Origin of the sequence: Litoreibacter ascidiaceicola, assembly GCF_900129235.1 — a bacterium.
GTDB classification, from domain to species: Bacteria; Pseudomonadota; Alphaproteobacteria; order Rhodobacterales; family Rhodobacteraceae; genus Litoreibacter; species Litoreibacter ascidiaceicola.
In genome coordinates this window covers 25,654-40,780 of the sequence record NZ_FQUV01000001.1, presented here as the reverse complement: position 1 = coordinate 40,780, position 15,127 = coordinate 25,654, and the positions used below count along the sequence as shown (strand labels likewise).

Annotated in this window: 11 protein-coding genes; 8 read left to right on the top strand and 3 right to left on the bottom strand. The window is 57.7% G+C overall.

Annotated elements, in window-relative coordinates:
* Positions 1-26: 26 nt before the first annotated feature.
* Both BUB72_RS00160 and BUB72_RS00155 read left to right on the top strand, forming a co-directional pair.
* Positions 27-1,169: a Ppx/GppA phosphatase family protein gene (locus BUB72_RS00160; RefSeq protein WP_073138614.1), complete on the top strand. Its 1,143-nt coding sequence runs from the start codon at positions 27-29 to the stop codon at positions 1,167-1,169.
* A gap of 73 nt (positions 1,170-1,242) precedes the next feature.
* Positions 1,243-1,986, top strand: coding sequence for an RlmE family RNA methyltransferase (locus tag BUB72_RS00155; protein WP_073138611.1), 744 nt, complete (start codon positions 1,243-1,245; stop codon positions 1,984-1,986).
* On the opposite strand, the gene BUB72_RS00150 is transcribed toward BUB72_RS00155, so the two are convergent.
* Entirely contained in the window at positions 1,983-2,438 is a 456-nt protein-coding gene (locus BUB72_RS00150) for a YaiI/YqxD family protein (RefSeq protein ID WP_073140389.1), read from the bottom strand. The genes BUB72_RS00155 and BUB72_RS00150 overlap by 4 nt on opposite strands.
* Before the next feature lie 113 nt (positions 2,439-2,551).
* On the opposite strand from BUB72_RS00150, the gene guaB reads away from it, so the two are divergent.
* The 3 genes from guaB (at position 2,552) to BUB72_RS00135 (ending at position 7,573) form a co-directional block, all read left to right on the top strand.
* Entirely contained in the window at positions 2,552-4,000 is a 1,449-nt protein-coding gene (gene guaB / locus BUB72_RS00145) for an IMP dehydrogenase (RefSeq protein ID WP_073138608.1), read from the top strand.
* Positions 4,001-5,182: an RsmB/NOP family class I SAM-dependent RNA methyltransferase gene (locus BUB72_RS00140; RefSeq protein WP_073138604.1), complete on the top strand. Its 1,182-nt coding sequence runs from the start codon at positions 4,001-4,003 to the stop codon at positions 5,180-5,182.
* An 84-nt stretch (positions 5,183-5,266) separates the two neighbouring features.
* Positions 5,267-7,573, top strand: a complete 2,307-nt coding sequence (locus BUB72_RS00135; RefSeq protein ID WP_073140386.1) for an ATP-binding protein — start codon at positions 5,267-5,269, stop codon at positions 7,571-7,573.
* Between the two features lie 14 nt (positions 7,574-7,587).
* Here the strand turns inward: BUB72_RS00135 and BUB72_RS00130 are convergent, their stop codons facing one another.
* The gene (locus BUB72_RS00130; RefSeq protein ID WP_073138582.1) at positions 7,588-8,202 is read right to left on the bottom strand and encodes a hypothetical protein; all 615 of its coding nucleotides are present in this window, start codon (positions 8,200-8,202) and stop codon (positions 7,588-7,590) included.
* A gap of 179 nt (positions 8,203-8,381) precedes the next feature.
* On the opposite strand from BUB72_RS00130, the gene recA reads away from it, so the two are divergent.
* The 3 genes from recA (at position 8,382) to BUB72_RS00115 (ending at position 12,591) form a co-directional block, all read left to right on the top strand.
* Positions 8,382-9,494, top strand: a complete 1,113-nt coding sequence (gene recA / locus BUB72_RS00125) for a recombinase RecA (protein WP_073138579.1) — start codon at positions 8,382-8,384, stop codon at positions 9,492-9,494.
* A gap of 156 nt (positions 9,495-9,650) precedes the next feature.
* Positions 9,651-12,299: an alanine--tRNA ligase gene (gene alaS / locus BUB72_RS00120; RefSeq protein ID WP_073138577.1), complete on the top strand. Its 2,649-nt coding sequence runs from the start codon at positions 9,651-9,653 to the stop codon at positions 12,297-12,299.
* A 1-nt stretch (position 12,300) separates the two neighbouring features.
* Entirely contained in the window at positions 12,301-12,591 is a 291-nt protein-coding gene (locus tag BUB72_RS00115) for a DUF1330 domain-containing protein (protein ID WP_073138574.1), read from the top strand.
* A gap of 72 nt (positions 12,592-12,663) precedes the next feature.
* Here BUB72_RS00115 and BUB72_RS00110 read toward each other — a convergent pair whose 3' ends face one another.
* A complete protein-coding gene (locus BUB72_RS00110; RefSeq protein ID WP_073138570.1) occupies positions 12,664-15,072 on the bottom strand; it encodes a GcvT family protein in 2,409 nt (802 codons plus the stop codon).
* Between the last annotated feature and the right edge of the window lie 55 nt (positions 15,073-15,127).

Sequence of the window (15,127 nt, the reverse complement as noted above, 5' to 3'; positions counted from 1 at the left end):
ACCCTGAGTTTAGGAGGCCCTGCGCCATGGCGAAACGTCCGCCGCACAGTGCGGGCCCGTTCGTCAAACCGGCCCTTGTGCCGACCGCGCGGCCCGCGACACAGCCTGCACCCGCAGGCAAACCAGACCCGGCTGACCTCTATGCGGCGCTGGATCTTGGTACCAATTCATGCCGGATGCTGATTGCCCAACCCAAAGGCAGCCAGTTTCACGTCGTCGACAGCTTTTCCAAATCGGTGCAGCTTGGAGCGGGGCTTGAGAGCACTGGCAAGCTGTCGCGCAATTCCATGGCGCGCACGGTCGGGGCGCTGAAGATTTGTCAGAAAAAACTGCGCCACCATGAGGTGAAGCGTATGCGCCTCGTCGCGACGGAGGCCTGTCGGCGCGCAACCAATTCGGAAGAATTCCTGAAGCTGGTGACCCGTGAGACGGGGCTGGATCTGGAGATTATCAAGCCGGAGGAGGAAGCCCGCTTCGCGGTGATATCCTGCGCGCCCTTGGTGTCTGTGAATACCGAGCAATTGCTGGTTGTCGACATTGGTGGTGGCTCCACCGAGTTGGTGTGGATCGACCTGAGCCGTGTGCCCAAAGTGGATCGGCCGCGCGCAATCATGCGGCTGCACACGGGGTTTGACAGCAAGGACAGCGAGTTTCCGGCCGCCAAAGTGGTGGACTGGATATCGGTGCCGTTGGGCGTTGCAACTTTGCGCGACCAGTTCAACGATGTGAATGATGACGGGGCGCGGTTCGCGTTGATGTCGTGGTTCTTCGAGGAGAATCTGGCCGAGTTCACGCCGTATATCGACGCGGATCAGGTCAGGGCGGGGTTCCAGATCGTCGGCACGTCGGGGACCGTAACCACCGTGGCCGCGTCCCATCTAGGGTTGAAGCGTTACGACCGTAATAAGGTTGATGGGCTTCGGATGACATCGGACCAGATCGACCACGTAATCCAGAGCTACCTCCATATGGGGCCTGAGGGCCGCCGCACCGATCCGCGTATCGGCAAGGACCGACATGCACTGATCATGTCGGGGGCGGCAATTTTGCAGGCTTTGCTGCGGGTTTGGCCCACCGACCGCTTGTCTGTGGCGGATCGTGGCTTACGTGAAGGACTCCTCTATGCGCAGATGTCGAGTGACGGGGTGTTGGAGGAAGGGCCTTACTAAGCTGGCCTTTGCGCGTCAGGAGGGGTAGGGAAGCCTCCGGCGGGAATATTTTTACCAAGATGAAGTTGAGAGCATGGCCAAATCACCAACCGGACCAAACGGCAGTAAGGCTGGAAACACCTCGGGGCGCGGGCAGCGCGACCTGAAGGTGAAGGTGAAATCTGCGCGCGGGCGCACCATGTCGTCGACGTTGTGGCTGCAACGCCAGTTGAATGACCCTTATGTCAAACGCGCCAAAGCCGAAGGGCTGCGCGGGCGGGCTGCGTTCAAGATTTCCGAGATTGACGACAAGTACCGCTTCCTGACGCCGGGCAAGCGGGTGGTCGACCTTGGCTGTGCGCCGGGAGGATGGTGCCAGATCGCCGCCAAACGTGTGAACGCGTTGGGCGACCGCGTAGGCAAGGCGCAAGGTTATGTGCTTGGGGTCGACATCCAAGAGGTCGAGCCGATTCTAGGTTGCGAGTTGCACGTTCTGGATTTTCTGGACGAAGGCGCTGACGACAAGGTGAAGGAATGGCTTGGCGGGCCTGCTGATGTCGTGATGAGCGATATGGCGGCGGCGTCCTGCGGACATAAGCAAACCGACCACATGCGCATCATCGCGCTCTGCGAGGCAGCGGCCTATTTTGCCTTTGACGTGCTGGAAGAGGGCGGCGTTTTTGTTGCCAAAGTTCTGGCTGGTGGCGCTGAGGGCGAGTTGCAGCACATCCTGAAACAGCGTTTCAAGAAAGTGGCGAATTTCAAGCCGGGTGCCAGCCGGTCCGACAGTTCCGAGAAGTTCGTGGTAGCCCAAGGGTTTAAGGGGCGCGACGTCTAAAGACCTTCGCGCTTGAGCCGTTGCAACTCGCGGTCCAGCGCGTTGAGAAACTGCGAGCGGTCCTTGTTGGAGAACGGTGCGGGTCCGGATGTTTGCTCAAGCCCCGCGCGCAGGTCCGCCATGATGGCGCGGGTCGCAATAGCCCCACCGATATTGGACGAGTTGAACGGCTTGCCCGTTGGCCCCAGAACCGTGGCGCCGACCTCGATGCAGCGACCTGCCAGCAGGATGTCGGCGGTGATCACCACGCAGGATGGCGTGGCGTTTTCGGCGATCCAGTCATCAGCGGCGTCAAACCCGTCTGAGACCACCTGCATGGAGATCAGCGGATGGTTCGGCGTGCGCAGGTAGCTGTTGGCGACCAAGGTTACGGGCGTGTTCAAACGATAGGCGACCTTGAAGACCTCCTCTTTGACGGGACAGGCATCTGCATCGACGAGAATAGAGGGCATATTTGGTGCTCCGGACGTGTTTGCGTCCCTTTGCCACAAAATCTGCCCTTTCGCATCCGAGAAATCCATGAAATAGGAAACTGCCAAACGAACCCTCCCCAAGGAGTACCCCCATGGAGATTCGCGAGGCCCTCACCTTTGACGATGTGCTGCTTGTTCCAGGCGCATCCAACGTGCTGCCATCGACGGCGGACACGCGCACTTTTGTGACCAAATCAATTGCCATGAATATTCCGTTGCTGTCCTCGGCAATGGACACCGTGACCGAAGCCCGCATGGCGATCGCCATGGCGCAGGCGGGCGGGATCGGTGTGATCCACCGCAATCTGGATTTGGAAGAGCAGGCGCGTCAGGTGCGGCGCGTGAAGCGGTTTGAAAGCGGGATCGTTTATAGCCCGATAACCTTGACCTCGGATCAGACTCTGGCGGACGCCAAGGCGCTGCAAGAGCGCTACAACGTTTCCGGATTTCCTGTGGTGGATGCCAAAGGGCATGTGCTGGGCATCGTCACCAACCGCGACATGCGCTTTGCCAGTGATGACAAGACGCCTGTTTCGGCGATGATGACCAATGAACGGCTGGCGATGCTGCGCGAACCTGCTGATCTGAGCGAGGCAAAGTCGCTGATGGAAAGCCGCCGCATCGAAAAGCTGCTTGTTGTCGACGGCGATGGCAAGCTCACCGGACTTCTGACCCTCAAAGATATCGAGCAAGCCGTGCTTAACCCGCAGGCCTGCAAGGATGAGCTTGGTCGTTTGCGGGTGGCTGCAGCAACCACGGTAGGAGACGCAGGCTTTGAGCGCTCCGAGGCGCTGATTGATGCGGGCGTTGATTTGGTTGTGATCGACACGGCGCATGGTCACTCCGAAGGTGTGGCGCTTGCGGTTGAGCGGGTTAAGAAACTGTCCAACAAGGTACAGGTTGTAGCGGGGAACGTCGCGACAGCTGAAGCCACACGCGCGCTGATTGGCGCAGGTGCGGACGCGGTCAAAGTCGGGATTGGCCCAGGTTCGATCTGTACCACGCGCATGGTCGCGGGGGTCGGTGTGCCGCAATTAACTGCGATTTTGGATTGTGCATCCGGGGCCGGTGACGTGCCGGTTATCGCGGATGGTGGCATCAAGTTTTCCGGCGATTTCGCCAAGGCGATCGCGGCAGGTGCCAGCTGTGCCATGGTCGGCTCGATGATTGCAGGGACGGACGAGTCCCCCGGGGAAGTTATTTTGTATCAAGGCCGTAGCTTTAAAAGCTACCGTGGTATGGGGTCGCTTGGTGCCATGGCAAATGGCTCTGCTGACCGCTATTTCCAGAAGGACGCGGCGTCTGACAAGCTGGTTCCGGAAGGCATCGAAGGACAGGTTCCCTACAAGGGATCGGCGAGCGCCGTTGTCCACCAGATGGTAGGCGGGTTGCGGGCTGCTATGGGGTATACCGGATCGGCGACGATCAAAGATATGCACGAGCGGGCCAATTTCGTGCGCATTACCGGTGCGGGGCTGAAGGAAAGCCACGTGCACGACGTCCAGATCACGCGTGAATCCCCGAATTACCGGGTCGGCTAGATGACCCCTGCGGCGCGCCTGTCGGCGGCGATTGAGGTGCTTGACCAGTATTTGTCAGGCACCGCCGCCGAGAAGGCTCTAACCAACTGGGCGCGGCGTTCGCGCTTTGCCGGATCCAAAGATCGCGCGGCGGTACGTGATATCGTGTTCGACTGCCTGCGCAAGCGGGGGGCATATGCGCGGTTAGAATTGACGGGGCGCGGTTTGGTGATTTGCCATGCTGCTGCGAAAAGCACGTCAGTTGAAGAGGTTAGCGACCTTTTCTCGGGTGAGGGGCATGCCCCATCCGCGTTGGTGGCGGAGGAGAGAGTAGCGCTGATTTCAACCTCGCCGAGGGACTCGGTTGAAGCGGTCTACAACATGCCGGAATGGCTGAGCGAAGAGCTGAAAACGTCTGTCGGGGCTGGTGCTGAGGCGATTGCAAGCGGATTGACCGAGCGCGCTACCACGTTCCTGCGCGTTAACCTTTCGCGATGGTCTTTGAAAAACGCCATTGGCCTGCTTGCGAAGGACGGCGTTATCGCGATCCCGCACGATTTGGCGAAGACTGCATTGGAAGTTGTTGAAAACCCAAGAAAAATCGCGGCGAGTACGGCGTATATTTCGGGGCTGGTCGAGCTGCAGGATGCGGCCTCTCAATCCTTGTGCGAAGGCCTTCCAGCGGCCAACAGAATGCTCGATTACTGCGCAGGCGGCGGCGGTAAAGTGTTGGCTTATGGCGATAAAAACAAAGCTGCGTTGTTTGCCCATGATGCCAATCCGCAACGATTGCGGGATTTGGGGCCACGCGCGAAGCGGGCGGGTTTGAAGGTTCAGGTATTAACAACGGAAGCTTGCAAGACTGCGGCACCGTTCGATCTGGTGTTGTGTGACGTCCCGTGTTCGGGGAGTGGTGCCTGGCGGCGGTCGCCCGAAGGCAAATGGGCGCTTACCCACGATGCGTTTGCCGATTTACTGGTCGTTCAGCAGGAAATACTGCGTGAAGCTGCACCTCTGGTGGCCCCTGATGGCGTTCTGGCTTTCGCAACATGCTCTGTGTTCAGGCGTGAAAACGAAGATCAAATCGCCAAGTTTTGTGATGACAATGATGGCTGGCACTGCTCGTTTGAACGCAGATATTCACCGCTGGAAGGTGGGGACGGGTTCTATATTGCTTACTTGACGAGACCCAAACCAAGTTAATAGTCGAGCCTAAGTCGCCCGTTAAGGAGCAGTTAATTGTTCTGGGGGATGGTCTTAGGGATTGATTCTAACGGGAGTGCAGGTTTGGACCAACTGGTGGAGGCAAGCGGCGCTGCACGTCGGATACGCAGTGGATATGCATCGCGCTCCAAGCTTCCGGTGCTTCTTGCAGTAGTTTTCGGAATGTCGTTGCTCTTTGTCCCTGACGTTCGCGGGCTTCTGATTGGTCTGGTAATCAGCGGTTTCGCGGGGATTGCCGTGGTTATGATACAGAAACGTACAGCTCAAGACGTTCCAACAGCGGCGTCCGTTGAGGATTTGATTGCCTATGAGGAACGGGCCGTTTTTGTGACGGACTCCAGCGGGGTTGTTCTGTCCAGAAACGCGGCAGCTCAAAAATTACTGCCAACCGCCGACGGTGAAGCGCTGGAACAGGTGCTTGCTCAGCTGATGAGCAATGCAGGCGCAATCGTGTTCCGTCTTCAGGCCAAAGCGCAAAAAACCAACGCAGCGCATGAAGACGTTGTTACGCGTCGCGGAAGTTTTCGCATCTCGGCGCATCGGGTCGCAAATTCCGAAGATATTATCTGGCGGGTTCATAGCCAGACTGACCAAGCGGGCAAGGGGCACGCTGCTGAACGACTTTCGCTGCCGATGTTCACCGTTGGCGGGTCGGGGTCTGTTTTGTTTATGAACGAGGCGATGCGAAAACTTGTTGGTGGTCGGGTGAAGTCACTGAGTAGCATCTTCACCGAGGTACCGACGACATCTGGTGAGCATGCCGTCGTCAATAGCCCGAACGGTCTTGTTGATGTTATGGTGGTCATCTTGGAAAGCGCTTTGGGCCGCACCGAGTTTTTCCTAGCACCTATTTCCGACGTCATTGCCGCGAAAACAACGATGGCGCAGTTGGAGGATTTCCCGATCGCGCTGCTTGAGCTTGAGCGGGACGGGCGGGTGCGTGATTCCAACCGTATCGCGCGGGCTTTGCTGGCGCTTGACGACGATCCGGCCGACAGCTTGAACGACTTGATCGAGGGGCTTGGCCGTCCGGTGAGCGATTGGCTTGCTGACGCGGCCGAAGGTCGGGGGCTGCACCGTCCCGAAGTTTTGAAATGTCGGCGCGGTTCTGACGAAATGTATGTTCAGGTTACGCTCGGCCGTGTGATCCATGATGGTGAAGTCTCCCTGATTGCGCTTATCAATGATGCCACCGAGCTCAAGTCCTTGGAAAAGCAGTTTGTGCAGAGCCAGAAAATGCAGGCAATTGGTCAATTGGCAGGCGGCGTTGCGCATGATTTCAATAACTTGCTGACTGCGATTTCGGGTCATTGCGACTTGTTGATGCTTCGCCATGATTCAGGCGATTCCGATTACGCGGACCTTGAACAGATCAACCAGAACGCCAACCGCGCAGCGTCGTTGGTAGGCCAGCTTCTTGCGTTTTCGCGCAAACAGAACCTTCAGCTTGAAGTTCTGGATATGCGGGACACGCTATCAGACCTGACGCACCTGCTGAACAGGTTGGTTGGTGCACAGATTTCACTGACATTGCGGCACGATCCGAACCTGATGTCGGTGCGCGCGGATCGTCGGCAGTTGGAACAGGTGCTGATGAACCTCGTGGTGAATGCACGTGACGCATTAGACGGGCAAGGCGAGATCAATATCGAAACGCGCAATGTCAAACTCACGTCTGAATTGCGACGCGACCGCGCGGTGGTTCCTGCCGGTGACTATGTTCTGGTGAAAGTCAGCGATGACGGATGCGGCATTCCGGTCGAAAAGCTCCCCAAGATATTCGAGCCGTTTTACACGACCAAGAAAACGGGCGAGGGGACAGGCTTGGGCCTGTCGACAGCCTACGGGATTATCAAACAGTCGGGCGGGTTTATCTTCGCGGACAGCGAATGGGAGCGGGGAACCGTCTTCACAATTTACTTCCCGACTCATGATAAACCCATTGAGATTGCCAAAGTGTCGGAACCGGCTCCAATCCTTTTGGACGTGGGGCCCGCAGACGGTGTTGTGCTTCTCGTCGAAGATGAAGCGCCGGTCCGTGCCTTCGCAAGCCGCGCGTTGCAATACCGTGGATTTCAGGTCGTTGAGGCCGATTGCGGCGAGACGGCGCTTGATCTTCTCGGGGACGAGGCACTGAATATCGATATCGTGCTGACAGATGTCATTATGCCGGGCATGGATGGACCCACCTGGGTCAAAGAAGCCCGCAAATTACGCCCGCAGTTGAGGGTCGTCTTCATGTCCGGCTACGCGGATGGCAGCACGGTGGAAGAACAGCTCACCATTCCGGAATCTGCGTTTTTACCGAAACCTTTCTCGCTTGATGAACTGACGTCAACAGTGCGACGTCATCTAAGCTCTGCTGCCTGACCGGCCCAAAAGGCTTAGGCAATCGAGAGCGGGCCATCCTGCAGCGCTTGATAAATCTCGAAATCGAGCGCGCATGTTTTGCGTAACTCCGCAGACAAGGTCGGCGACAGCGAGATTTCTTGTTTTGGCGATTGGTTAATTGATTTGAGACTGATTTGTCGATCCAGCCGGTCTTCCAGAAACCGGATTGCTGCGGCAAGGTCGTGATAAGAGAACAGGTGATTGATCAAGAGATCGCCGCTTTGGTCTGTCACAAAGCGGGATTGCTGGCCGACATTTGCAAATGCAGGTTGCGCGTCTGCCAGATAGGCAGCGACAAAGTCGTCAAAGCTAAGACTTGCCGTGCTATTCGGATGGCCGTTCAAAGCCGGTCGTTGCCGATAGCGATACCAACTTCCCAACCACTCCACCGGTTCGCGCATTACAGCCATCGTCTCGAGTGGTGGTAAATTCCCGCGCTCAAAAAGCTGGCGATATTTAGCTTCAAAACTGCGGGCGTTGGTGTGCTTGATTCCCGGTGGGTCGCGAAAAATGACCGATGCTTTCGGGCCAAGTGCGTTCTCGAGGGCCGATGTTCCGGTTTTAGGAACAGCAAGAAAGGCCAGCCGTTCTTTAAAGAATATCATCATCTACTGTGCGCCTGCCTGTTTTTATTGAGTTTTAAACTACTCCTTAACCCTGCTCCGGAAAAGATAGCTAAAGATTTTACTTGAAGTGTTCTCTTTTTGTGCTCATACATCCGAGAACAAGAGGCGAACATAAGCAGTCATTGCCGCATATAGGGCGGTGTGAAATAAGGGACGAAACCATGGCAACAGCAGAACTCCTCAAAATGAACCCTAAAGATCAGAGCAATAAACAAAAAGCGCTGGATTCGGCGCTGGCGCAGATCGAACGACAGTTCGGCAAAGGTTCCATCATGAAGCTGGGCGGCGAAAATGCCATTCAGCAAATGGAGTCAATCTCGACGGGGTCGCTGGGCCTGGATATCGCGCTTGGTATTGGCGGTCTGCCCAAAGGGCGGGTGATTGAGATTTACGGCCCCGAGTCGTCGGGCAAGACAACGCTTACTCTGCATTGTGTCGCAGAAGCGCAGAAAAAAGGTGGTGTTTGCGCGTTCGTCGATGCCGAGCACGCGTTGGATCCGCAATACGCACGCAAGCTTGGTGTTGATCTGGACGAATTGCTGATCTCGCAGCCTGACACGGGCGAGCAGGCGCTGGAAATCGTTGACACATTGGTGCGTTCAGGGGCCGTCAGCATGGTTGTTGTCGATTCCGTTGCGGCGTTAACGCCGAAATCGGAACTTGAAGGCGATATGGGCGACAGTTCCGTCGGGGTGCATGCACGCCTGATGAGCCAAGCCATGCGGAAGCTGACAAGCTCGATCTCGCGCTCCAATTGTATGGTGATCTTTATCAACCAGATCCGGATGAAAATCGGGGTTATGTTTGGCAGCCCTGAAACGACGACTGGCGGTAACGCCTTGAAATTCTATTCTTCGGTCCGCCTCGACATCCGCCGTATCGGCGCCTTGAAAGATCGTGACGAAGTTGTCGGCAACCAGACCCGCGTGAAAGTGGTGAAAAACAAGGTGGCCCCGCCGTTCAAGCAGGTTGAATTCGACATCATGTATGGCGAAGGCATCTCCAAGATGGGCGAGTTGCTTGATCTGGGTGTCAAAGCTGGCGTGGTCGAAAAGTCGGGGTCCTGGTTCAGCTATGGGGATGACCGGATCGGGCAAGGCCGTGAAAACGCGAAAACTTTCCTGAAGGAAAACAATCGCATCGCGTTGGAGATTGAAGACAAAATCCGCGCAGCGCACGGGCTAGAATTCGACATGCCTGAAATTGAAAAAGAAGCTGCGATCGAAAAAGACACCTTGTCCGATGATGATACGGACGGTCTGATCGAAGGATAACACGGCAGCAGGGTTACGCCCTGTGATGTCGGGAAATTCTAAAGGACGGCTTTCGGGCCGTCCTTTTTCGTTTCACAGCGGCATTTCGCAGGGGATGGCTTTACCTGCACGACGTGGGGGGATATTTGCTGGTGCAAACAATGCAAAGTGATCCTTATGCCCAGCCTGAACGATATCCGCTCGACCTTCCTGCGCTACTTTGAAAAGCAGGGCCATTCGGTGCAACCTTCCAGCCCGTTGGTGCCACGCAATGATCCGACATTGATGTTTGCGAATTCGGGAATGGTTCAGTTCAAGAACCTGTTCACCGGGGTTGAGACGCGGGATTACAAACGGGCGACGACAGCACAGAAATGCGTACGCGCAGGTGGCAAGCACAACGATCTGGACAATGTCGGCTATACCGCGCGGCACCACACGTTTTTCGAAATGCTGGGGAATTTCAGCTTCGGTGATTATTTCAAAGACGAGGCAATTGCGTTCGCTTGGGAATTGATCACCAAGGATTTTGGCATCGACAAGGACCGCCTGACGGTCACTGTTTACCATACCGATGACGAGGCCTACGACATCTGGAAGAAAATGGGCGTGCCGGAGGACCGGATCATCCGTATCGCCACCTCCGACAATTTCTGGCAAATGGGCCCGACTGGCCCTTGTGGTCCTTGCACCGAGATTTTCTATGATCATGGCGACCATATTTGGGGCGGCCCGCCCGGCAGCCCAGAGGAAGATGGCGACCGCTTTATTGAGATATGGAACATCGTTTTCATGCAGAACGAGCAGTTCGAGGACGGCTCCATGCGTGCGCTTGATATGCAAAGCATTGATACCGGAATGGGTCTGGAACGGATTGCCGCGCTGCTTCAAGGAAGCCATGACAATTACGATACCGATCTGTTCATAGCGCTGATCGAGGCGTCGGCCAATGCCACCTCCACTGATCCGTTTGGCGATCTTAATGTGCATCATCGGGTGATTGCAGACCATTTGCGCTCGACCTCGTTCCTGATTGCGGATGGCGTGATGCCGTCCAATGACGGGCGCGGGTATGTGCTGCGCCGGATCATGCGTCGCGCGATGCGACATGCGCATTTGTTGGGGGCGAAAGACCCTGTGATGTATCAGCTTGTTCCGTCACTGGTGGGTCAGATGGGGGCAGCGTATCCGGAACTGGGTCAGGCGCAGGCATTGATTGAAGAGACTCTGCGCGCAGAAGAAACGCGTTTCAAGCAGACGCTGGAGCGCGGATTGCGCTTGCTGGACGACGAGTTGGACGGGTTGGCCGAGGGTGCCGAGTTGCCGGGGCAGGCCGCGTTCAAACTCTATGACACCTACGGGTTTCCGCTGGATCTGACTCAGGATGCCTTGCGCGAAAAAGGACGGAGCGTCGACACGGACGGCTTCGACGCGGCTATGGCTGAACAGAAAGCCAAGGCCCGCGCATCTTGGGCCGGGACGGGCGAGGCTGCCGATAGCACCGTCTGGTTTGATGTTGCGGACAAGCACGGGACGACCGATTTTCTGGGATATGACACCGAGAAGGCGGAAGGGCAGCTGCTGGCCATTCTGAAGGACGGCGCGCTGGTGGAGGCTGCGACCGCAGGCGAAACGGTGCAGCTGGTCTTCAACCAGTCACCGTTTTACGCCGAGAGCGGCGGTCAGGTTGGCGATAGCGGAACAGTCAAGACGGATACTGGCTCAGGGACCGTGACTGACACGCGCAAGGCGGCGGGTGTGTTTATTCACTTTACTGATGTGACGGACGGCGTGCTGCGCGTCGGCGCGGGAACGGAACTGGTTGTGGACCACGCGCGCCGGAGTTCGATCCGTGCAAACCACTCGGCCACGCACCTGCTGCACGAAGCCCTACGCGAAGCCTTGGGGGATCATGTGGCGCAGCGCGGGTCATTGAATGCAGATGACCGTTTGCGGTTTGATTTCAGCCACAACAAGGCCTTGTCCTTGGACGAACTGCGTCAGGTCGAGGCGGATGTGAACCGCTTCATCCGTCAGAACAGCACGGTTGAGACGCGGATTATGACACCGGATGACGCGCGTGAGATTGGGGCCCAAGCGCTGTTTGGCGAGAAATATGGTGACGAGGTGCGGGTGGTCTCCATGGGGCGCGATGCAACGGGTAAAGGCGCTGACGGGCAGACCTATTCGATCGAGCTGTGTGGCGGAACGCATGTGAAACAGACCGGTGACATCGGGATGTTTGTGAGCTTGGGCGATACTGCGTCCAGCGCGGGCGTGCGCCGGATCGAAGCTTTGACAGGGCAGGCGGCGTTTGACTATCTGAGCGCCCAGGATGCGCGTTTGGCGCAAACGGCTTTGACACTGAAGGCGTCGGCGGAAGACGTGCCTGCCCGTGTCAAAGCGCTGCTGGAGGAACGCAAGGCCTTGTCAAACGAGGTTGCAGCTTTGCGTCGCGAATTGGCCATGAGCGGCGGTGCGGCTCAGGTGGCGGATGAAGATATCGGTGGGACGGCATTCTTTGCGCAAGTGCTATCGGGCGTATCTGGCAAGGACCTTCCCGCGCTGATCGACGAGCACAAGGCGCGGATGGGGTCTGGCGCGGTGCTGTTAATCGCGGATGCAGACGGCAAAGCGGCAGTGGCGGCTGGCGTTACGGATGATTTGACCGCAGACTTATCGGCGGTCGATCTGGTGCGCGCGGCAGTGGCCGAGTTGGGTGGCAAAGGTGGCGGTGGCCGTCCAGCCATGGCACAAGGCGGCGGCGCGAGCGCCGAGAATTCAGACGCAGCAATCAGCGCGGCCAAGGCCGTCATTGGAGGATAGAATGCCAACAGCTTTATGGATCGCCCATGTGAAGGTCACCGACGCGGAGCGCTATGCCAAATACGCGGCGGGCGCCACGGCGGCTATTGCCGATCATCAGGGTGTGTTTCTGGCGCGCAACGGGGCGTATGAACAACTGGAAGGCAACGACCGCGCACGGAATGTCGTGGCACGGTTTCCGTCGTTGCAGCGCGCACATGAATGTTATTATTCAGAGGCTTATCAGGCAGCCTTAAAGTTTGCAGAAGGTGCCGCAGAGCGGGACCTGATGATCGTTGAAGAGTTGGATTGACCCCGAAAAGGGGTTTTCTTTGAAGCCCGCCGGGGATGCCTCCGGCGGGAATATTTCTGCCAAGATGAAACCCTAGCCGCGCATGCGAGAGCCGTCAGCGTCGAATGGAGGCGTTGAGATAAGCGTTGCAGCGCGTAGGGATCCTAAGATCTCGATCTCGACCTTTAAGCCGTCTTTTGCCTGATCGCGTGGAATGAGCGCGAGTGCGATGGATTTGGCCGAATGGTGCGCATAGCCACCTGATGTGCAGAAGCCTTGCACCGTGCCGTCAATAAAGACCGGCTCGTAGGCCATGACATCGGCATCATCCGCGTCAATTTCGAAGGCACAGAGTTGGCGGTCTGGTGGAGTTGCGCGCTCGGCCTCGGCCGCTTTGCGACCGATGAAGTTGGTGTTTTTCTTGAAGCTGATAAAACGGTCCATACCGGTTTCGGCCGCAGTGTAATCGGGGGAAAATTCCGACAACCATGAGCCGAAGAACTTATCGAGCCTGAGCGACATCATTGCGCGCATGCCGAACGGGGTCAGGCCTTTGGGTCGGCCTTCAGACCAGAGCGTTTGCCAAAGCTGGCGCTGATCCATGGGGTTGCAGTAAATCTCGAAGCCCAGATCGCCGGTGTAGCTGACGCGTTGCACGCGGCAGGCGACTTGTCCCACGGTCATCTCGCGCACATCCATGAAGCGCATGGAGGCGACATCATCGCGGGTGCAGGCTTGCAGGATGTCGCGTGACAGGGGGCCTGCGATCTGGAAACCGGTGAGTGTGTCGGAGATGTTTTCGACCCTCACATCGTCCAGCGCATTCTGCTCAAACCACCGCATGTGGTAAGATTGCGAGCCATAAGAGGCCGTGAGGTAGAACTCGGTTTCTGACGCGCAGGAGACGGTGAAATCTCCGATCAGACGGCCCTTATGGGATAGCATCGGGGTGAGTGACAAGCGACCTTGGGTCGGGATGCGGCCCGCCATGATACGGTTCAGCCATGCGCGCGCACCCTCGCCGGTGACGCGGAATTTGCCGAAGTTTTGCACCTCGTTGATGCCTGCCTTGCTGCGCACGGCTTTGACCTCGCGCGCGGTGGCGTCAAAGGCGTCGGAGCGGCGGAAGCTTGGGGTTTCGAATGTCGGCTCGTCGCCTTGGGCGAAGTAGTTGGCGACCTCCAGCCCGAATTGCTGGCCCCAGACAGCGCCCATTTCCGTGAAAATGTCGTACATCGGCGTCGTGCGGTGGGGGCGTGCGGCGGGAAGCTCCTCGTTCGGGTAGCTGACCGAGAAGCGGCGCTGGTAGTTTTCAATCACCTTGGGCCGCGTGTAGCCCGGTGTGATCCAGTTGCCGAAGCGGGAGACATCCATGGCGAACGTGTCGCGCTCGGTCTCGCCCTCGATCATCCACTGGGCCAGCATCAGGCCGACACCGCCGCCTTGCGAAAAGCCGGCCATGACACCGCAGGCGGACCAATAGTTACGCAGGCCCGGCACGGGGCCGACCAGTGGATTGCCGTCGGGTGCGAAGGTGAAAGGGCCGTGGACGACGGTTTTGACACCTGCGCGTTCCAGAACCGGAAAGCGCTTGAAGGCGAAGGTGATGCTGTCTTCGATCTTGTCGAAATCATCGGGCAGCAACTCGTGACCGAAGTCCCATGGCGTGCCGTCGATGGCCCATGGTCGGCAAGGTTGTTCGTAGAAACCGATGCACAACCCGCGGCCTTCTTGGCGCAGATAGGACTCACCTGCGGGGTCCATGACATGCGGGTGCTCGGTATCGCGCTCGTAGATTTCCGGGGTTTCCTCGGTCACCAGATACTGGTGCTCCATCGGATGAAGCGGTAGGTAGACGCCCGCCATGGCCCCGACTTCACGCGCCCACAGACCGCCTGCATTCACGACATGCTCGGCGTGGATGGTGCCTTTGTTGGTCACCACATCCCATGTGCCGTCAGGGCGCTGCGTCGTGGCCTCTACTTTCACATGTGTTTCGATGGTCGCGCCGCCCATGCGGGCCGCCTTGGCGTAGGCATGGGTCGTGCCGGAGGGGTCGAGATGGCCATCAAGCGGGTCATACAACCCGCCGACGATGCCATCCAGATTGGTGATCGGTGCGATCTTGGCGATCTCCTCTGGCGACACGATTTCCGTCTCCAGCCCCATATAGCGGTGCTTGGCGCGCTCGGCCACGAGCATGTCGAAGCGGTCTTTGTTGTCGGCCAGCGTCACGCCACCGACGTGATGCAGCCCGCAGGACATGCCGGTGATTTCTTCCAACTCGCGGTAGAGCTTGATCGTGTAGCCTTGCAGCGCCGCCATATTGGTGTCGCCGTTCAGCGTGTGGAACCCGCCCGCTGCGTGCCATGTGGAACCGGAGGTCAGCTCGGAGCGTTCTACAAGCATGACATCGGACCAGCCAAGCTTCGTGAGGTGATACAAGACGGAACATCCGACGACACCGCCGCCAATGACACAGACACGGGTGGTAGTTTGCATGGAAGTTCCTCACTATTCGTTTTGAACTACTGTAAGAAATAACGACCCGCCGAAT

Bases quoted from the DNA above. Each gene is read 5' to 3' on its own strand.
- BUB72_RS00150 (WP_073140389.1), bottom strand. From the start codon at position 2,438: ATGCCCTCTATTCTCGTCGATGCAGATGCCTGTCCCGTCAAAGAGGAG.
- guaB (WP_073138608.1), top strand. From the start codon at position 2,552: ATGGAGATTCGCGAGGCCCTCACCTTTGACGATGTGCTGCTTGTTCCA.
- recA (WP_073138579.1), top strand. From the start codon at position 8,382: ATGGCAACAGCAGAACTCCTCAAAATGAACCCTAAAGATCAGAGCAAT.
- BUB72_RS00115 (WP_073138574.1), top strand. From the start codon at position 12,301: ATGCCAACAGCTTTATGGATCGCCCATGTGAAGGTCACCGACGCGGAG.
- BUB72_RS00140 (WP_073138604.1), top strand. From the start codon at position 4,001: ATGACCCCTGCGGCGCGCCTGTCGGCGGCGATTGAGGTGCTTGACCAG.
- BUB72_RS00130 (WP_073138582.1), bottom strand. From the start codon at position 8,202: ATGATGATATTCTTTAAAGAACGGCTGGCCTTTCTTGCTGTTCCTAAA.
- BUB72_RS00155 (WP_073138611.1), top strand. From the start codon at position 1,243: ATGGCCAAATCACCAACCGGACCAAACGGCAGTAAGGCTGGAAACACC.
- BUB72_RS00110 (WP_073138570.1), bottom strand. From the start codon at position 15,072: ATGCAAACTACCACCCGTGTCTGTGTCATTGGCGGCGGTGTCGTCGGA.
- alaS (WP_073138577.1), top strand. From the start codon at position 9,651: ATGCCCAGCCTGAACGATATCCGCTCGACCTTCCTGCGCTACTTTGAA.
- BUB72_RS00160 (WP_073138614.1), top strand. From the start codon at position 27: ATGGCGAAACGTCCGCCGCACAGTGCGGGCCCGTTCGTCAAACCGGCC.